Source organism: Bradyrhizobium sp. CCBAU 45384 (assembly GCF_028128665.1).
Taxonomy (GTDB): Bacteria; Pseudomonadota; Alphaproteobacteria; order Rhizobiales; family Xanthobacteraceae; genus Bradyrhizobium; species Bradyrhizobium manausense.
Genome location: NZ_LBIZ01000118.1, coordinates 283879 through 301250, shown reverse-complemented (window position 1 = coordinate 301250; position 17372 = coordinate 283879). Strand labels below are relative to the sequence as shown.

The window sequence follows — 17372 nt, the reverse complement described above, 5'->3', positions numbered from 1 at the left end:
CGCCTCACCGCCGATTGACCGCGCTTCAGGCTCACTCAGCATAGAGAGCCCAACCGGGATCGGCGAGACGATTTTTGCGGCACAGTTTCTCGGGCGCGTTCAGGACGTCCGACGCGGTCCGATGGCCTCGAACTGCGCCTTCTGCTCGTCACTGAGCGTGCCGTAGAAATCCTCCAGCGCGGCGCGAACCGACTTGACGCCGTCGAGCATGACATCGAGCCGCTTGCGGACCGCTGCCATGCGCGCCGGCGGCGTCATCACGTCGGCCGGCTGGCACGCCGCCTTCAGCGATGCGCTGGCCCTGGCGCTCGTGTCCTGGAGCACTTGCAGCGCGGCGCGCTGGGTGTCGCTCGGACGAAGCCTCGCCTCGATGTCGGCACCGGGCCAATCGAGCGCCGCGGGCGTACCGCAATTCTGGATCAGCGACGTCCCGGCGCTGCCGGAATCCGTCGCGCGCCGCTGGTTTTCGGCGAGCGCGTTGAAGCGCAGCTTCTGTTCGTCGGTCAGCGAGCCGTAGAATTTATCGAGCGCGGGCTGCACGAGATCGATGGCCTTCTCCATCGCCTCGATGCGCTGCTGCATCGCCGCCAGCCGGCCGGGTGCCGTCGCCGCGACCTGCGTCGGGCAGGAGGCGCGGATGATCCCGGCCGCATCGATCGAGGCATTGCCGAGCTCGTCGAGGCTTGCACCTTGCGCTTCAGTCGGCTGTACCGCGGCGGCAATCTGGTCGATCGGCAGACCGACGATCTCGCGGCGATCGCTGCCGCAAAGCTGATCCAGCGCCACACCACGCGCTTGCCGGCGACCCTGCGGCCGCGACGGCAGATAGGCTGACAAACCGTCATAGCCATAGGGCGCGAACAGGCCGGCATAGATGTCCGGATAGCCGTAGCCCCAGAAACCGAGACCGTCGCCCCAGATCGTGTAGTCGTAGAGATCGTTGTAGGCGAACGGCCAGAACAGCGGTCCGACCCAGCCGTAACCGCCTCCTGGATGTTGCCACCATCCGCTGCTTGCACCATGCCAGCCGGCAAGCGCCGCCGCCGCTGCGATCTGGGCGCGCGCCGCGGGATTGCTGATCAGCCGACCGTTGCGGAAAGCACTGGAATGCAGATTGAGTGCACTGCGGAAATGCGCCGGGCCGACGGCCGCATTGCGAATCCGACCGAAGTTCGGACCGCCATGTCGCGCGCCCGCCGCAAAGCGAGGTCCGCCATGATGCCCGCCACCATGCGCGTGCCCACCACCATGATGACCACCACCATGTCCGCCGCCATGAAAATGGCCACCGCCGTGCCCGCCGCCGTGACCACCACCGCCGTGGCCGCCACCGTGGCCGCCACCGTGTCCGCCTTTACCCAGAGCCGTGCCCGCCAGCACGCAGGCAAGCGCCGCAGCGGCGAGTCCAATGACCGGTCGCAACATCGCATCCTCCGAAAGAAGCCGCGCCATGGAGGCATCGGAAATTGTTCGGGAGATGGAACCGGCGTGGCCGCGGAAAGTTCCGCGGCGCGACAGGCTACGCCTCCGGCACGATCTTGCCGGGGTTGAAGATGTTTTGCGGATCGAGTGCCTTTTTCAGCGCGCGCATCGCATCGAGCGCCTCGGGGCCGAGCTCGGCCTTGAGGTATTTCTGCTTGCCCTGGCCGATGCCATGCTCTCCGGTGCAGGTTCCGTCCATTGCCTGGGCGCGCTCGACCAGGCGATGCATGAACTCCTCGCCGCGCGCCATCTCGTCGGCGTCGTTGGTGTCGCAGACCAGCGAGCAGTGGAAATTGCCGTCGCCGACATGGCCGACGATCGGCGACAGCAAATTGAGACGCTTGAGATCTTCCTCGGTCTCGCTGACGCAATCGGCAAGCCGCGAGATCGGCACGCAGACATCGGTTGCGACCACGCCGATGCTGTCGCCGGGGCGGAGTGCCTTGACGGACCAATAGGCATCGTGGCGCGCCTGCCAAAGTTTCGTGCGATCCTCCGGCTTGGTGGTCCAGGAGAAATCGCCGCCGCCGCAGTCCTTGGCGATCTCGCCGAACGCCTTGGACTGCTCGGCGACCTCGATCTCGCTGCCGTGGAATTCCATCAAGAGCAGCGGCGTCTCCGGCAGCGTCAGCTTCGAATAGGCGTTGCAGGCCTTGACCTGCGCGGCATTGAGCAGCTCGATGCGCGCCACCGGAATGCCGGTCTGGATTGCCAGGATCACGGCCTGACACGCCCCGTGCACGGACACGAACGAGACCGCGCCGGCCGCGATCGTCTCGGGGATGCCGCGCAGACGAATGGTCAGCTCCGAGATGATGCCGAGCGTGCCTTCGGCACCGACGAACAGATGCGTCAGGTCGTAGCCGGCGGACGATTTCTTGGCGCGCGTCCCTGTGGTGATGATCTCGCCGTCGCCGCGCACCACCTTCAGCGCCAGCACGCTGTCGCGCATGGTGCCGTAGCGGACCGCATTGGTGCCTGAGGCACGCGTCGAAGCCATGCCGCCGAGCGAGGCATCGGCGCCGGGATCGATCGGGAAGAACAGGCCTTGGTCGCGCAAATGCTCGTTGAGCGCCTTGCGGGTGACGCCGGGCTGGATCACGCAATCAAGGTCCTCGGCATGCACCGCGAGCACCTTGTTCATGTCGCGCAGATCGATCGAGATGCCGCCGGCGGGCGCGTTGACCTGACCTTCGAGCGAGGTGCCGGTGCCGAAGGGAATGACGGGCACGCCGTTCCTTGCGCAGATCCGCACCACGTCCTGGATGTCGGCGGTCTCCTGCGCCATCACCACGCCGTCGGGCGGCTGGTTGACGATCCATGTGGTGGTGTGGCCGTGCTGCTCGCGGACGGCCTGCGAGGTGATGAGGCGGTTGCCGAAGCGTGCGGCAAGCTGCTCCAGCGCGCTCGCGAGGGCTTTCGGCTCCGGCCGCGGCGGATTATTGGTGATGGTCGTACCCACGGATCGTCCTCCCGACAGAACAAACCGTGGCAAAGGACATCTGACCGGTCAAGTCAAGCGACCGGACGCATAGCCAGGGAATGAGACATGCCGGAGAGTGCCGCTTCGAAGCCCGCCGAGCCGTTCAGAAGCTCGATCATGCAGATCGAGCCGCAATGGATCGACTATAACGGCCATCTCAACATGGCCTATTACAACGTGATGTTCGACCGGGCGATCGACGAGTTCTGGCTCGAGCTCGGGATTGGTCCGGTCTACAAGAACGAGCGCCACGGCTCGACCTTCACCGCCGAATGCCATGTGCGCTATTTGCGCGAGATCCATCTCGGCGATCCCGTGCAGATCCTGGTGTGGCTGCTGGCCGCCGACGACAAGCGGCTACATACGTTCGAAGAGATGAGGCATGGGACGGAGGGCTGGCTGTCGGCCACCTCCGAGAACATGTCGCTGCACATGGACATGAAGGCGCGGCGCGTTGCGCCGTTTCCGCCTGACATCCAGCAGCGCATCGCAGGCATTGCCAGGGCCCACAGCGCCGTCCCGCGGCCCGAGGGCATCGGCCGGAACGTGGCGATGCCGGTCAAACGTTGATGTCCGGCGCTTGCCTCACCTCTCCCCGGCGGGCGGAGGTGAACCGCTAGATCCTGCGGCCGCGGGCCAATCCGACCACGGCCGAGACCAGGAACAGGACGACCGCGATGAAGAAGATGATCTTGGCGATCTCGATCGAGGCGCCGGCGATGCCGCCGAAGCCCAGGATGCCGGCGATCAGTGCGATAACCAGAAACGTCACAACCCAGCCTAGCATGGTCAAACCCTCGTCTTGATGTCTGTCAGCGATCGGCGCGGCTGCCCGCACCACCTATCCAGACAATCTCGACGCGGGAACGATGGTTCCGGCAGGCATAACGGCGAAATTCGCACCTCGCGCTGGAACAAATCGGGCCGCCGTGCACGTGGAAAACCTCTCCCCGCCGCCCCATATAGGCGCTAATCCCTGTTAAGAAGGCTCCCTCCCGTCACCCCGCGGTGCCATCGTGGGGCCAAATGATTCGCATGACCGAGCCGAGCAAGATCACAGGCGTACCCGACCACCAGCCCGCAGCCGGCGGCATCGCCGCGCGTGCGCGCGCCTCGGTGGGCCCGAAATACCTCACCGGACTCAATCCGGAGCAGCGCGAAGCTGTCGAGACGCTGGACGGCCCGGTCCTGGTGCTGGCCGGCGCCGGCACCGGCAAGACGCGCGTGCTGACCACGCGCATCGCCCATATCCTGAGCCAGGGCCGCGCCCGCCCCGCCGAGATCCTGTCGGTGACCTTCACCAACAAGGCCGCGCGCGAGATGAAGCACCGGCTCGGCCAGATGCTCGGCCATGCCGTCGAAGGCATGCCGTGGCTCGGCACCTTCCACTCCATCGGCGGCCGCATCCTGCGCTTCCATGCCGAGTTGGCGCAGCTCAAGTCGAACTTCACCGTGCTCGATGTCGACGACCAGGTGCGGCTGCTCAAGCAACTGCTGCAGGCCGAGAACATCGACGACAAGCGCTGGCCGGCGCGGATGCTGGCCGGCCTGATCGACGGCTGGAAGAACCGTGGCCTGATGCCGTCGCAGGTGCCCTCGGGCGAGGCCGCGATGTTCGCCAACGGCAAGGGCGGCAAGCTCTATACGAGCTACCAGGAGCGGCTGAAGATCCTGAACGCCGCCGATTTCGGCGATCTGCTGCTGGAAAACATCCGCATCTTCCGCGAGCACCCGGATATCCTGCGGCAGTATCAGCAGCGTTTCAAATTCATCCTGGTCGATGAGTATCAGGACACCAACGTCGCGCAGTATCTGTGGCTGCGGCTGCTGTCGCAGGCGCCTTCGTCGACCAAAGTCGTCATTCCGGGGCGGCTCGAAGAGCCGAACCCGGAATCTCGAGACGAGACCTCAGCACCAGATTCCGGGTCCGATGCTCTGCATCGCCCCGGAATGACGGAGCAAGTGGCGATCGCCGCTCCTCCCTCAGGCCCCACCAAAAACATCTGCTGCGTCGGCGACGACGACCAGTCGATCTATGGCTGGCGCGGCGCCGAGGTCGACAACATCCTGCGCTTCGAGCACGATTTCCCGGGCGCAAAAGTCATTCGCCTCGAGCGCAATTACCGTTCGACCGGCCACATCCTCGCCGCCGCTTCGCATCTGATCGCGCACAATGAAGGCCGGCTCGGCAAGACGCTGCGCACCGAGGACGTCGAGGGCGAGAAGGTCACGGTGACGGGCTCGTGGGATTCCGAGGAGGAAGCCCGCGGCATCGGCGAGGAGATCGAGCAGCTGCAGCGCCAGGGCGAGAAGCTCAACGAGATCGCGATCCTCGTGCGCGCGTCCTACCAGATGCGCGAATTCGAAGACCGCTTCGTCACGCTCGGCCTGCCCTATCGCGTCATCGGCGGCCCGCGCTTCTACGAGCGTGCCGAGATCCGCGATGCGCTGGCGTATTTGCGCGTGATCAATTCGCCGGCCGACGATCTCGCCTTCGAGCGCATCGTCAACGTGCCCAAGCGCGGTCTTGGCGATGCCACCATCCAGTTGCTGCACGATCACGCCCGCAAGCGGCGGATTCCGCTGTTCGAAGCGGCGCGCGCTGTGGTCGAAACCGACGAGCTGAAGCCGAAGGCGCGCGGATCCTTGCGCGACGTCGTCGCCCAGTTCGATCGCTGGCGCGCCCAGCGCGAGGTCACCGCGCATACGGACCTCGCCCAGATCGTGCTCGACGAGAGCGGCTACACCGAGATGTGGCAGAAGGATCGTTCGGCCGATGCCGCGGGCCGGCTGGAGAACCTGAAAGAACTGGTGCGCTCGATGGAGGAGTTCGAGAACCTGCAAGGCTTCCTCGAGCACATCTCGCTGGTGATGGACCGCGAGGGCGGCGCCGAGGACGACGCGGTGTCGCTGATGACGCTGCACTCCGCCAAGGGCCTCGAATTCGACAACGTGTTCCTGCCCGGTTGGGAAGAAGGCCTGTTCCCGAGCCAGCGCACGCTGGACGAACAGGGCCGCGCGGGACTTGAGGAAGAGCGCCGGCTCGGCCATGTCGGCCTGACCCGTGCCCGCCGCCGCGCCATGATCTATTTCGCGACCAACCGGCGCATCCATGGCACCTGGTCGACCACGATCCCGTCGCGCTTCCTCGACGAATTGCCGGCGGCCAATGTCGAGATCACGGAATCCAAGGGCGGCTCGGCCTGGGGCGGCACCGGTGGCTACGGTGCTTCGCGCTTCGACGACATGGAGGCGTTCGGATCAAGCTACACCACGCCGGGCTGGCAGCGCGCCCAGGCCAACCGAGAAGGCAACCGCAATCGTGGCGGCGGTCGAAGCGGAAGCTTCGAGGAGGAAGCCGCGACCTTCTCCACGTCGTCGTCTTCAGGCCCCGATTTCGGCAGCTTCTCCTCGCGCCGCCGCGGTCCCCTGACGATCGAAGGCGAGCTGGTCGCGAAATCCACCGGCACGACCTCGGAATTTTCACTCTCCGACCGCGTCTTCCACCAGAAATTCGGCTACGGCCGCGTCACCAAGATCGACGGCAACAAGCTCACCATCGCCTTCGACAAGGCCGGCGAGAAGAAGGTCGTCGACAGCTTTGTGCAGCGGGCGTGAGGCGACATGCCTCACTACATTGCCATCATCGAGGACAATGGCCCTGATGACGTCAGCATGTGGTTTCCGGACCTGCCCGGCTGCATATCAGGCGGCGACGATATCGAGGAGGCCCTGGAGAATGCGCCCGAGGCGCTTGCGCTTTATGCGCAGGAGCTGAATGAAGACGGCCGCGAGCTTCCTCCGCCGCGGACCTTGGACGAGCTCAAGGCCGATCCGGAATTTGCCGACGACCTCCGGAACCACACGGCGGTGCTGATCGAGTGGCCACCCCTCGCTGCGGAGTGAGGACTGTTCGCCGCACTCGCCGGGCTCCTGACAGTTCGGGGGCGATCAGCCCTTGACCATGGCGAACTTCCCCGTATCAGATGCAATCATGGTCCGGGGCTTCGTCACATCAGTCGTGCTTGCATTGGGGATGCCGTCGCTCGCGACGGCGGAGACCATGAGCTTTGGCGATTCGATCGGGCTGCTGGCCAGGAGCTGCGGCGCGGAAATCGTCGCCAATTGCCGCGGCGTCAATCCCGATTCCACGCGCCTGAAGGAATGCCTGTCCCGCAACCGCGATGTGCTCTCCCAACAGTGCCTGAGCGACTACCTCACCGCGTTCGACGCCATCCAGAAGCGCGTCGCTGCCCGCGTCACCGTGGCGAACGCCTGCCAGCGCGAGATCGTCAAGGTCTGCGGCGGCTCGACCAAGGAGACCAGCAAGTCGGTCCCCTGCCTGGTCTCGACGCCCAAGGGCATCAGCAACAACTGCCTGAAGGCCGTCGACGAGGCGGGGTATCGATGATGCGCGCAACCGGGCACATCGCCGCGGGCATCGGCATCGCGTTGGGCCTCGCGCTGCTCGCCGGCGCAGCCTTTGCACAGACTGCGCCGACCCGCGACGATATCGTCGGCAAGCTCAATCATTTCGAGGAGACCCCTGAGGTCGACTTCCCCGCGCTGAAGCAGCAGGTGATGGAGCGGGCCAAGGCCAGGATCAAGAACGATCCGGGTCCGGTGAACCGGCCGCCGATCGCGCCTGACCTCGCCAAGCTGCCCGCCTTCAATGCACAGATCCAGTTCGACGCCGACACGCCGATCATCCAGCCGGAATCCTACCAGACCGTCGGCCGGATCGCCGACGCGCTGGTTCACGCCTCGCTGCTGCCCTATACGTTCCTGATCGTCGGCCACGTCGAATCCAATTCGAAGACGCGCGAGGCCAACGCGATCCTGAGCCAGCGCCGGGCCGATGCGATCCGCGACGTACTGGTGAACACGTTCAAGATTTCGACCAAGCGGCTGCAGCCGATCGGTCTCGGCGAGGAGCAGTTCCTCGACCGTGCCAAGCCGACCTCACCCGTCAACGGCCAGTTGCAAATCCTGACCTTTGCCAAAGTGCCCGAAGAAGCGCCCGCGCATCCCGCAACAGCCCCTGCGCCTGCGGCGAAAAAGCCCGCCAAGAAGCATTAAGCGTGCAGATTTCGCGGCCAGCGGAACCCCTTGAAGTTCTGATTATTTTGTGACCTGCCTCACAGCGCGACAACAAGGCCTTGCGCGACAATAGTGCCGGTTTGTGCACTGCCCTTGCAGGTGCTATAGGCTGTTTTCGCCCTTCCCGACCCTGTGCTGCATGAGACCAAGATGGGTGGCTTTTTTCAACGCCAACTTGCCGTTTATGTCGAGTACCATCGCGATCCCCGGAACACGGCGATGCATGTGGTGGGCATCCTCCTGCTGTTCACCGGCGCGGTGATGCCGCTGACGCTGGTGAAGGTCCCGTTGTTCGGGTCCGAGGTCAGCCTGGCGGTGCTCCTGGCCTTGCCGGTTCTGATCTACTGGCTGCTGCTCGATGTGGCGCTCGGGGCCGGCATTCTGGCCGTCTCCATCGTGCTGTTCTCGATCGCATCGGCCATTGCGGCGCAGGTCAGCACCGTGACGATGTGGGCGATCTTTGCCGCCCTGGTCGTGCTCGGACTCGCCGCGCAGACCATCGGCCACAAGGTTTTTGAGGGGCGCGAAGCCTCATTATTCACGTTTCCGTCGCATCTGTTGCTGGGACCGATGTTTGTCATGGCAAAATTGTTCATTGCACTGGGCTTCCGTCGCGACCTTGCCGCGATTCTGGCGCCTCTTCCGGCCAACTCGCTTTCAACCCGATAGCTTTCTCAAGCGGAACAGCAAAACCTACTTCATGGCTCTCGTACTGGTTACCGGTGGCAGCGGTTTCATCGGACAGCATCTCGTCGAAGCGCTCCGCGCCCGTGGGCAGCGGGTGCGTGTGCTCGATGTCCGCCCGCCGGCGACCGCGAATGCGGACGTTGAGTATGTGCCCGGCTCGGTGCTCGACGCTGCGACGGTCGATGCTGCGGTTTCCGGGGTAAATCAGGTCTATCACCTTGCCGGCCTGCCCGGCATGTGGGTCGCCAACAAGCAGGACTTCCACGACGTCAATTTCCGCGGCACCGAGGTCGTGCTCGCGGCTGCGATGAAGCGCAACGTCTCGCGCTTCCTGCATTGCTCGACGGAATCGATCCTGTTCCCCTACGCCAACCTCAACGGCGTGGCCGCCGAGGAAGCCTTGCAGCCGGCCGACGCAATGCCCGGCGCCTATACGCGTTCGAAATCGCTCGCGGAGCATCACGCGGCGAAGGCCGCGGCCAGCGGCTTCCCGCTCGTGATCGGCACCCCGACCATGCCGATCGGCGCTGCCGATCACAATCTGACGCCGCCGACGGCGATGCTGTGGTACTTCCTGCAGAAGAAGGTGCAGCCGCATCTCGACTTCCTGGTCAATCTCGTCGACGTCCGCGACGTCGCCATGGGCCTGGTGCTGACGATGGAGCGTGGCCGCATCGGCCAGCGCTACATCCTCGGCGGCGATTGCGTCAGGCTCGGGCAGATCCTGCGAATGATGTCGGCGATGAGCGGTCGGCGGCAATATCCGGTCGTCGTTCCCGGCAAGATCGCCGAACTCTCCGCGATCTTGCTCGAGAAGATATCTGATCACATCACGCATCGTCCGCCCAACGGCACCGCCGAGGGCGTGCGCATCGCGCTTGCCGCGAGCGACCTTTCAATCGGCAAGGCCCGTGACGAGCTGGGCTATGCGCCGCGCCCGATCGAGCCGGTGCTGCGCGAAACCATCACCCATCTGCTCGCCCGCGGCGGCCAGGCCGCCTCCGATGCCATCGAGCATCACGCGCTCTCCTCGCGCGCGAGCTGATCTGCTCCCCAACCCAAAGAACCTTCCTTATGTCCTTCGATTCCAACAAGCTTCTGTCGGTCGCCTGGGGTGGCTGGACCACGACCTGGCCGACCGAACTCCTGGCCCTGATCTGGCTCGCCTTTCTCGCCAGCTGGGTGGGCGCCTCGTTCTGGCAGGGGCGGACCAAGAAGCAGGTCATGACGCTGGAGTCGCAGCGCTATCGCCTGCCGATCCTGGTCGGCGGCATCCTGTACACGCCCTTCATTGCTGAGGTGATGGGCTGGAAGCCGCTCTGGGTGCTCGGCAACACCGGCATCACCATCGCCGCGGTCCTCTCGATCGCCGGCATCGCCTTCGCCTGGTGGGGACGGCTGCATCTCGGAAAGTTCTGGTCCAACACCATCACCCACAAGGAAGATCACCGCGTCATCGACACCGGGCCCTACGGCATCGTGCGCCATCCGATCTACACCGGGCTGATCTTCGGCATGCTGGTGACCGGCGTTGCGATCGGCCTGGTGACGACGATCCTCGGCGCCATCCTGATCTCGCTCGGCATGTGGCAGAAGGGCCGGATGGAAGAGGTGTTCCTGTCGAAGGAGCTCGGCGAGGACGCCTACGGCGCCTATTGCCGCCGCGTGCCGATGATCATCCCGTTCACGTCGCCGCGGTGAAGCTGCGAGCGCGCGATACACTCGGTGTCGTCCCGGCCTAGTGCGCAATTGCGCACGGGGGCCGGGACCCATAACCACAGAGCGTGGTTTGGCGAAGACTCGTCGTTCGGTACTGCTATCACCTGCAACCGATAGATTCCGCGGTATGTGGTCCCGGCCCCCCCGCGCGCAATTGCGCGCTTGGCCGGGACGACAGTGAGAGGAACCGCCTCTCCCTTCACCCGTTAGCCCCGCGACACCTGCACCAGACGCAGAGCATCGCGCCATGTCGGACGCCTATGATTATTTTCGTGCGCACGCGATTGCGGCAGTCCGCAAGGCGCGCGCGCTGCCGCCAGGGCGGTCGAAGCTGAAGCAGCGCACGGTCGCGCGCGTCTATCATCTCCTCGCCAAGGAGGCCGCGCTCACCCCGAACGTTCATCACCTCGATGATTTCAGGCACGCGCGACGGGCGGAGCGGCAGGTCCGGCACTGATCAGCATCTCCTATGCAAATTCGATCAGCAGCCATTCCGCGGGAATAGACACCGGGCCAGTTCCGCCCCGGTTGACCTTTTGACCGCCACCCAGTTGGATGCGCGCGCAAAATGGGCGCGACCAAACTTCGACAGGGGCTTCGCATGACCTTTTCCAGCATCTTCGCGCAGTTCGTCGCAGTCCTCGGTGGCATCGCGCTGCAATGGCGGAAGCTGACCGGCACCGAGGCCGCGCCGGCCTGGGGCCAGACGCCGGCCATTCCCGAAGCCAAGCCGCAAGGCGCGATCCCGACCCTGAAGATGCCGACCGCGCGCGGCTGGAGTCAGGGCCAGAAGCCGACGGCCGCAGCCGGGCTCAAGGTCAACGCGTTCGCGACCGATCTCGACCATCCCCGCTGGATCGAGGTGCTGCCCAATGGCGACGTGCTGATCGCTGAAGCGACGCAGATCGCAGGTCCCCCGCGCAGCGTATTCCACTATGCGATGCAGGCAACGATGCGCCGTGCCGCGGCGCTCGGCGTCTCCGCCAACCGCATTACGCTGCTGCGCGACAAGGATGGCGACGGCGTCGCGGAAGTTCGCGGCGCCTTCATGGAGAACCTCAACCAGCCGTTCGGCATGGCGCTGGTCGGCGACACCTTCTATGTCGGCAACACCGACGGTGTGATGGCCTTTCCTTACGTCGCCAATGCCGATCGCATCACTGCGCCGGGCAAGCGGCTCACCACGTTCAAGCCGAGCGGCCACTGGACGCGCAGCCTGCTCGCAAGCCCCGACGGCAAGAAGCTCTATGCCGGCGTCGGCTCGCTCAGCAACATCGCCGAGATGGGCATGGAGGTGGAGGAAGGCCGGGCCGCGGTATACGAGCTCGATCTCGTCGCCGGTACCCATCGCATCTTCGCGAGCGGCCTGCGCAATCCGGTCGGGCTTGCGTGGGAGCCGAACACCGGCGTGCTCTGGACCGTCGTCAACGAGCGTGACGGGCTCGGCGACGAGACGCCGCCGGACTATCTCACGTCAGTGCGCGAAGGCGGCTTCTATGGCTGGCCCTATTGCTATTGGGGCAAGACGGTGGACGACCGCGTGCCGCAGGATCCGGCGATGGTCGCCAAGGCGATTCAACCTGATTACGCGCTCGGCGGCCATACTGCGTCGCTCGGCCTGTGCTGGATGCCCGCAGGCACCTTGCCGGGGTTCGGAGACGGCATGGTGATCGGCCAGCATGGCTCGTGGAATCGCAGCACGCTGTCCGGCTACAAGCTGGTGTTCGTCCCGTTCGCGAACGGCAAGCCCTCCGGCCCCGGCCGCGACATCCTGTCGGGATTCCTGTCCCCGGACGAGAAGGAATCCTACGGCCGCCCGGTCGGCGTCGTGATCGGCGCCGACAAGAGATCGCTGCTGATGGCCGACGACGTCGGCAACGTGATCTGGCGCGTGACGGGCGCTTAAGTAGGCGCCGCGGCGCGTATGTATTCCGTCATCCTGAGGTGCGAGTGATGGGGCGCGAAGCGTCCCATCAGGAGCCTCGAAGGATGAACGGCCAAGATGCAGCCGGGCCGTCGCCCTTCGAGGCTCGCCGAAGAGGCGAGCACCTCCAGCGACAACGTCTTCGCCGTTGCGCGGGGGTGACGGGGATAGAGCGCGCCACGTCTGAGCTAGTTAAGCCTCAACCTGTTACGTCCCAACGCTCAGCGTGGCGCGCTGCTTGCGGAGCAGTGCGATCACCGACAGCGCGGTGATCATTCCGGTCTTGGGATTTTCGGACGGGATGTTCTCGATGCCCATCGAGAATCGCGCCGAATCCGCTTCGACCTCGATGCGATGAACATTGCGCGTCACGGTGGGGTCGGCCCAGACCTGGATCTGGGTGCGATCGGGCCCGATGCCCGCCAAGGATAGCGCCACGGCGACATTGACGTTGGCAGGAAAGCCCTTTGCGGCGTCGCGCGCGCTGCCCTCGAATAGCTTGAGCGGCTCGCGCAGATTGTCGATGTCGATGTTGTTCTGAACGATGAACGGCGCGCCTCTCAGCCCGTCGATCGGCTTGCGCGTGACCATCTTCACCGAATGGATGGTGCCGAGCGCGGCGGCGTTGACGGCATCGAGTCCGATCAGCGCGCCGGTCGGGACAAGAATGCGACCGCCCTTGGCGCGGGCGAGATCGATGAGATCAAAATTGTCGAGCAAACCGCCGACGCTGACCACGACCGCGCACCTGCCGCGCTTCACCGCGGGCTCCACGATCGCGCGCAACTGGCTGCTCGGCGCGCACTCGACTACGATGTCGGCGACCTCGCCGAGCTGATCGATCGGCAGGATTTGCGGCTGGTGACGCAGGCCGCCCAGATACGCCTGATGCTTGGCGGGATCGCGCACGGCCACGGCTGACAGCATCAACCCCTCGATGCCATGATCGAGCGCGGTCGCGATCTTGCTGCCGATCGAGCCCAGCCCGGCGATGGCCACCCGCAACTCGTTCGTAGCTTTCTGCCCAGTCATCGCGTCATACCCCTTTCGTCCAAGCCCGTGTCATAGCCCCTCACGCCTCCCGCGCATAGGAGCGCAGGCGCGCCTCCAGCACCGCCAGCATGGCATCGCGGGCCGGATCATTTGAGCCGCGCAGCCAGGCCGCCGCCAGCGGCAACCGGCCGACCGGGCCGCTCTGCCTCAATCGGAGCGGCACGAAGCGCACGCCCGAAACCGCCATCCGCGTGGTCCAGCGCGGCACGATGGCAACGCCGAGCTTGGTTGCCACGAGGTTGATGATGGTCTGCTTCTCGTCCGCGACCTGCACGATGCGCGGCGTCAGGCCCACCTGCTCGAACAGCTTGACGGTGAGGTTGTAGCTGTCCGGCCGCGAACGGCGATCCGGCACCAGCATCGCCTCGCCCGCAATGTCCGCCAGCGTGATCGATTTCCGTGCCGCGAGCGCATGGCGCTGCGGAAACGCCACGATCGCGGTTTCCTGAAGCAACGGGCGAAACTCGAGCCGTTTGTCCGCCCGATCGGGCGGACGGACGAAAGCGAGATCGAGCGCGCCGGTCAGGATCTTTGGCAACAGCCTGACGGTCTTGTCCTCCAGAAGCTGGACCGAAACTTCGGGATGCCTGCTGCGGAAGTCACGCAGCAGCGGCGGCACCAGCCCCGCCGCAGCGCTGTCGACGGCGCCGATCCGCAGCCGTCGCGCAGCGCCCGCGCGGGAGCGATTGCGCAGATTGCTCTCGACCGCCTCCACCTTGGCAAGGATGGCGCGGGCATCACGCAGCAAGGTGGTGCCGTCCTCGGTGAGCGAGACAGCCCGGGTGGTGCGCGCGAATAGTCGCGTTCCCAGATCCTCTTCCAGCAGACGGATTTGGCGGCCGAGCGCAGATGGCAGCATCTGCAAATGCTGCGCGGCGCGGCCGAAATGCAGCTGCTCGGCCGCCGCCACGAAGCATCGAAGCTGATGCAATTCCATCAAACATTCCCTCGTCTCGCCAAGCGATGATTATATCATTTTTTTGTATAAACCAGCGGCAATTGAATCCGCCTCGCGGCCCGGCCTAAGCTTACCGCGCGACATCCCAAACGGAGCCTTCCCATGCGCACCCATTCGATCGCAGCCATTCCCGCCGACGGCATCGGTCCCGAGGTGATCTCGGCCGGAATCCGCGTGCTTGAGGCCTTGGCGAAGCGCAGCGGTGACATCGCCTTCAATGTCAAAACCTTCGACTGGGGCTCGGACTATTACAAGAAGCACGGCGTGATGATGCCGGCCGATGGGCTCGCTGAGCTGAAGAAGTTCGACGCGATCTATTTCGGCGCGGTCGGCGCACCTGACGTGCCCGATCACATCACGCTGTGGGGCCTGCGCCTGCCGATCTGCCAGGGCTTTGACCAATACGCCAATGTGCGGCCGACCAAGATTCTGCCGGGCGTGGCCTCGCCGCTGCGCAACGTCGGCGTCGGCGATCTCGACTGGGTGATCGTGCGCGAGAATTCGGAAGGTGAATATGCCGGCATGGGCGGCCGCGCGCATAGAGGCCTGCCCGAGGAGGTCGGCACCGAAGTCGCGGTCTTCACCCGTGTCGGCGTCAGCAGGATCATGCGCTACGCGTTCCAGCTCGCGCAGTCGCGTCCGCGCAAATTCCTGACCGTGGTGACCAAATCGAACGCGCAGCGCCACGGCATGGTGATGTGGGACGAGATCGCCGCGGAAGTCGCGACCGAATTCCCTGACGTGACCTGGGACAAGATGCTGGTCGATGCCATGACCGTGCGCATGACGCTGCATCCGAAGAGCCTCGACACCATCGTTGCGACCAACCTCCACGCCGACATCCTCTCGGACCTCGCCGGTGCACTCGCAGGCAGCCTCGGCGTGGCGCCGACCGGCAACATCGATCCGCAGCGCCGCTTCCCCTCGATGTTCGAGCCGATCCACGGCTCGGCCTTCGACATCACCGGCAAGGGCATCGCCAATCCGGTCGCGACGTTCTGGACCGGCGCGCAGATGCTGGAGCATCTCGGCGAGAAGGACGCGGCCGCGCGGCTGATGAAGGCGGTCGAGCAGGTCTGCGCCGCCGGCGTGCTGACGCCTGACGTCGGCGGTAAGGCGACGACTAGGGAAGTGACCGATGCCGTGATCGACGCGATCCACGGATCGAACGTCTGAGGGAAAGCTACTTCTTGCGCACCGAAGGTGCCGCCGGCGGCGGCGCCGCCATCGCGGCTGCGGCGTCCGGCGGCGACAAATGTCTGGGCACGACGATGGACTGGCCCGGCGTGAGCGTGGCGTTCTCGACAAGCGAGTTGCTCTGCGCGATGGCCCAGACCGGCACGCGATGGGTTGCCGCGATGCTCTCCATCGTATCGCCGGTGCGGACCGGTATGCGCACGCCGCTGTCCCACAATTCAACGAGCGTGTCCCCAGGGACCTGATAGCGCAGCGGCACGGCGTCAGCCTGGGTCTGCGCCTGGATACGCGGCAACTGCGTCACCATGTCGACGATCTGGCGATGGATGTCGTCCGACTTCTCGATGTTGATGTGCGTGACGCGGCCGTTCAGCTTCAAATCGTAGCTTGCATAATGGCCGCGAAAGCCAGGCACCGCCACCACATCGCCACCACCGAGCACGCTGTCGGACAGGAAGATGTTGATGAAGCGCTCGACATTGAGCGGCACGTCGTCGGTTGCGTGCGCGGGGTCGATGGCGATGACGAGGCTGATCGGGATGTTCTCCTTGGCTGCCATCTCGGAGATGATGACCGAGCACAGCCCACCCATGGAATGGCCAATCAGCACGATCGGCGCCGGACTCTCCTTGTAGCTGTCGATCGCGCGATTGCCGATCAGACGGCACAAGGTGAATTCGTAGACGTCGGCCGAGAAGCCGGCCTTGGTCAGCTTCTCGCTGAGCCGATCGATGCCGGTCGAGAAGAACGGCCCCATGGCGCCGCGGAACAGATAAATCTTCGGCGGCGGCAGCGGCTCGACCGGCGGAGCAGGAGGCGGCGGCGCGACCACGGGGACTGCAGCCGGCTTTGGCTTTGCGGGTGAGGCCGCGGCCAGACCGGGATTGAAGGCGAGCAGCGCGCAAGCTGCCAACACCACAAGTCGCCTTGGATCAATCATCAAGTCCTACAGTCCCACCACGGGAGGCAGGGGCCTCCCCGCGGCGGTTCTTGACCGCCGATTGGGTGGTTTTTGCGGCACGAAACCCGCCTGGTCAACCGGCTCCGTGCGCGCGATCAGCTGATCACTGCCGGCTCTTGAGCCTGCTGCGATGCGCCGCCTGTTTGGCTCGGTTGCCGCAGACCGCCATGATGCACCATCGCCGCGCTCGGCGACGGGTGTGGTCCGCAAACAGCATCGTGCAATTATGGCCCTCGCACGCCTTCACGTCGGAAAAGTCTTCGTTGCAGACGAACTTCGCCATCGCCTCACCGATCGGCAACAGCAGCGACTGCGGTGATCGCCAATGCCGCGTGGTCCGCAACGCAAGGCCACGATGGCTATCGTCGTGCCGCGGTTCGATCCGGCTGAAGACCTCGTCCTGTTCCAGGAGGCTGTTCAGCGGACCGAGCTCCTCGAGCGCCGTCGCTGCGAGCGGTCGGCCCGAATGCTTGCGGACAAAGCCCCTGAACCATTCGCGCAAGGCCCGCGCCTGATCGGCAACCTCGTCCAACTCACCAGGCTTCGCACGTGCCCTCAACGCCTCCAGTTCGTCCGTGGGCACCAGCTTCGCCTGCGCCAGCCAATCGATCAGCCCGTCGCCATCGTCGATCCAGTCGACGGGCGTATCGACCGGCGTCGCGATCGAATTGAGGAAATCCAGGCCGAGCGAGTCGGCGATGAACACGGCAGGCGGTTTGTCCATGGGTGATCCCTGACGATCCCGGGTGGGCACGGCCAACGTAACCACCAAATTAGCAATTGACAAGTTACTTATATCGAAATAACC

The 17372-nt window shown here is 65.1% G+C and carries 18 protein-coding genes; 11 read left to right on the top strand and 7 right to left on the bottom strand.

Annotated features, from left to right (window positions below):
• Positions 1-99: 99 nt before the first annotated feature.
• Together XH80_RS35195 and XH80_RS35190 are read right to left on the bottom strand one after the other, a co-directional pair.
• The gene (locus XH80_RS35195) at positions 100-1425 is read right to left on the bottom strand and encodes a Spy/CpxP family protein refolding chaperone (protein ID WP_271602571.1); all 1326 of its coding nucleotides are present in this window, start codon (positions 1423-1425) and stop codon (positions 100-102) included.
• 94 nt (positions 1426-1519) lie between these two features.
• Complete coding sequence (locus XH80_RS35190; protein WP_057747284.1) at positions 1520-2944, bottom strand: FAD-binding oxidoreductase; 1425 nt, start codon at positions 2942-2944, stop codon at positions 1520-1522.
• 87 nt (positions 2945-3031) lie between these two features.
• On the opposite strand from XH80_RS35190, the gene XH80_RS35185 reads away from it, so the two are divergent.
• Positions 3032-3535, top strand: coding sequence for a thioesterase family protein (locus XH80_RS35185; protein WP_271602570.1), 504 nt, complete (start codon positions 3032-3034; stop codon positions 3533-3535).
• A gap of 46 nt (positions 3536-3581) precedes the next feature.
• On the opposite strand, the gene XH80_RS35180 is transcribed toward XH80_RS35185, so the two are convergent.
• Positions 3582-3752 (bottom strand): DUF1328 domain-containing protein, encoded by a 171-nt coding sequence (locus XH80_RS35180; RefSeq protein WP_014493008.1) that lies wholly within the window; start codon positions 3750-3752, stop codon positions 3582-3584.
• A 239-nt stretch (positions 3753-3991) separates the two neighbouring features.
• Between XH80_RS35180 and XH80_RS35175 the strand changes: the two genes are divergently transcribed.
• The 9 genes from XH80_RS35175 to XH80_RS35135 all read left to right on the top strand — a co-directional run bounded on the left by XH80_RS35175 (position 3992) and on the right by XH80_RS35135 (position 12377).
• Positions 3992-6583: an ATP-dependent helicase gene (locus tag XH80_RS35175; RefSeq protein ID WP_271602569.1), complete on the top strand. Its 2592-nt coding sequence runs from the start codon at positions 3992-3994 to the stop codon at positions 6581-6583.
• A gap of 6 nt (positions 6584-6589) precedes the next feature.
• Positions 6590-6871 (top strand): type II toxin-antitoxin system HicB family antitoxin, encoded by a 282-nt coding sequence (locus tag XH80_RS35170; RefSeq protein WP_271602568.1) that lies wholly within the window; start codon positions 6590-6592, stop codon positions 6869-6871.
• Between the two features lie 88 nt (positions 6872-6959).
• The gene (locus XH80_RS35165) at positions 6960-7376 is read left to right on the top strand and encodes a hypothetical protein (protein ID WP_271602790.1); all 417 of its coding nucleotides are present in this window, start codon (positions 6960-6962) and stop codon (positions 7374-7376) included.
• Positions 7376-8044, top strand: a complete 669-nt coding sequence (locus XH80_RS35160; RefSeq protein ID WP_057747307.1) for an OmpA family protein — start codon at positions 7376-7378, stop codon at positions 8042-8044. Before XH80_RS35165 ends, XH80_RS35160 begins: the two co-directional genes overlap by 1 nt.
• A gap of 171 nt (positions 8045-8215) precedes the next feature.
• Positions 8216-8734 (top strand): Mpo1 family 2-hydroxy fatty acid dioxygenase, encoded by a 519-nt coding sequence (locus tag XH80_RS35155; RefSeq protein ID WP_271602567.1) that lies wholly within the window; start codon positions 8216-8218, stop codon positions 8732-8734.
• 31 nt (positions 8735-8765) lie between these two features.
• On the top strand, positions 8766-9797 hold the full coding sequence (locus XH80_RS35150) for an NAD-dependent epimerase/dehydratase family protein (RefSeq protein ID WP_271602566.1): 1032 nt from the start codon (positions 8766-8768) through the stop codon (positions 9795-9797).
• Between the two features lie 29 nt (positions 9798-9826).
• On the top strand, positions 9827-10453 hold the full coding sequence (locus tag XH80_RS35145) for a methyltransferase family protein (protein WP_271602565.1): 627 nt from the start codon (positions 9827-9829) through the stop codon (positions 10451-10453).
• Positions 10454-10718: 265 nt separating this feature from the next.
• A complete protein-coding gene (locus XH80_RS35140) occupies positions 10719-10928 on the top strand; it encodes a hypothetical protein (protein WP_271602564.1) in 210 nt (69 codons plus the stop codon).
• 144 nt (positions 10929-11072) lie between these two features.
• Positions 11073-12377, top strand: a complete 1305-nt coding sequence (locus XH80_RS35135) for a PQQ-dependent sugar dehydrogenase (RefSeq protein WP_271602563.1) — start codon at positions 11073-11075, stop codon at positions 12375-12377.
• 225 nt (positions 12378-12602) lie between these two features.
• Here XH80_RS35135 and XH80_RS35130 read toward each other — a convergent pair whose 3' ends face one another.
• Together XH80_RS35130 and XH80_RS35125 are read right to left on the bottom strand one after the other, a co-directional pair.
• On the bottom strand, positions 12603-13427 hold the full coding sequence (locus XH80_RS35130) for an aspartate dehydrogenase (RefSeq protein WP_271602562.1): 825 nt from the start codon (positions 13425-13427) through the stop codon (positions 12603-12605).
• Positions 13428-13467: 40 nt separating this feature from the next.
• Positions 13468-14385, bottom strand: a complete 918-nt coding sequence (locus XH80_RS35125; RefSeq protein WP_271602561.1) for a LysR substrate-binding domain-containing protein — start codon at positions 14383-14385, stop codon at positions 13468-13470.
• 123 nt (positions 14386-14508) lie between these two features.
• Here XH80_RS35125 and XH80_RS35120 point away from each other — a divergent pair, with 123 nt between their 5' ends.
• Positions 14509-15582 (top strand): tartrate dehydrogenase, encoded by a 1074-nt coding sequence (locus tag XH80_RS35120; RefSeq protein WP_271602560.1) that lies wholly within the window; start codon positions 14509-14511, stop codon positions 15580-15582.
• Between the two features lie 7 nt (positions 15583-15589).
• Here XH80_RS35120 and XH80_RS35115 read toward each other — a convergent pair whose 3' ends face one another.
• Both XH80_RS35115 and XH80_RS35110 read right to left on the bottom strand, forming a co-directional pair.
• Positions 15590-16543, bottom strand: coding sequence for a LysM domain-containing protein (locus XH80_RS35115; protein ID WP_271602559.1), 954 nt, complete (start codon positions 16541-16543; stop codon positions 15590-15592).
• 124 nt (positions 16544-16667) lie between these two features.
• A complete protein-coding gene (locus XH80_RS35110; RefSeq protein WP_271602558.1) occupies positions 16668-17288 on the bottom strand; it encodes a CGNR zinc finger domain-containing protein in 621 nt (206 codons plus the stop codon).
• Positions 17289-17372 lie beyond the last annotated feature (84 nt).

Bases quoted from the DNA above. Each gene is read 5' to 3' on its own strand.
- XH80_RS35160 (WP_057747307.1), top strand. From the start codon at position 7,376: ATGCGCGCAACCGGGCACATCGCCGCGGGCATCGGCATCGCGTTGGGC.
- XH80_RS35150 (WP_271602566.1), top strand. From the start codon at position 8,766: ATGGCTCTCGTACTGGTTACCGGTGGCAGCGGTTTCATCGGACAGCAT.
- XH80_RS35125 (WP_271602561.1), bottom strand. From the start codon at position 14,385: ATGGAATTGCATCAGCTTCGATGCTTCGTGGCGGCGGCCGAGCAGCTG.
- XH80_RS35145 (WP_271602565.1), top strand. From the start codon at position 9,827: ATGTCCTTCGATTCCAACAAGCTTCTGTCGGTCGCCTGGGGTGGCTGG.
- XH80_RS35180 (WP_014493008.1), bottom strand. From the start codon at position 3,752: ATGCTAGGCTGGGTTGTGACGTTTCTGGTTATCGCACTGATCGCCGGC.
- XH80_RS35130 (WP_271602562.1), bottom strand. From the start codon at position 13,427: ATGACTGGGCAGAAAGCTACGAACGAGTTGCGGGTGGCCATCGCCGGG.
- XH80_RS35155 (WP_271602567.1), top strand. From the start codon at position 8,216: ATGGGTGGCTTTTTTCAACGCCAACTTGCCGTTTATGTCGAGTACCAT.
- XH80_RS35175 (WP_271602569.1), top strand. From the start codon at position 3,992: ATGATTCGCATGACCGAGCCGAGCAAGATCACAGGCGTACCCGACCAC.
- XH80_RS35135 (WP_271602563.1), top strand. From the start codon at position 11,073: ATGACCTTTTCCAGCATCTTCGCGCAGTTCGTCGCAGTCCTCGGTGGC.
- XH80_RS35165 (WP_271602790.1), top strand. From the start codon at position 6,960: ATGGTCCGGGGCTTCGTCACATCAGTCGTGCTTGCATTGGGGATGCCG.
- XH80_RS35170 (WP_271602568.1), top strand. From the start codon at position 6,590: ATGCCTCACTACATTGCCATCATCGAGGACAATGGCCCTGATGACGTC.
- XH80_RS35185 (WP_271602570.1), top strand. From the start codon at position 3,032: ATGCCGGAGAGTGCCGCTTCGAAGCCCGCCGAGCCGTTCAGAAGCTCG.
- XH80_RS35195 (WP_271602571.1), bottom strand. From the start codon at position 1,425: ATGTTGCGACCGGTCATTGGACTCGCCGCTGCGGCGCTTGCCTGCGTG.
- XH80_RS35110 (WP_271602558.1), bottom strand. From the start codon at position 17,288: ATGGACAAACCGCCTGCCGTGTTCATCGCCGACTCGCTCGGCCTGGAT.
- XH80_RS35140 (WP_271602564.1), top strand. From the start codon at position 10,719: ATGTCGGACGCCTATGATTATTTTCGTGCGCACGCGATTGCGGCAGTC.
- XH80_RS35120 (WP_271602560.1), top strand. From the start codon at position 14,509: ATGCGCACCCATTCGATCGCAGCCATTCCCGCCGACGGCATCGGTCCC.
- XH80_RS35115 (WP_271602559.1), bottom strand. From the start codon at position 16,543: ATGATTGATCCAAGGCGACTTGTGGTGTTGGCAGCTTGCGCGCTGCTC.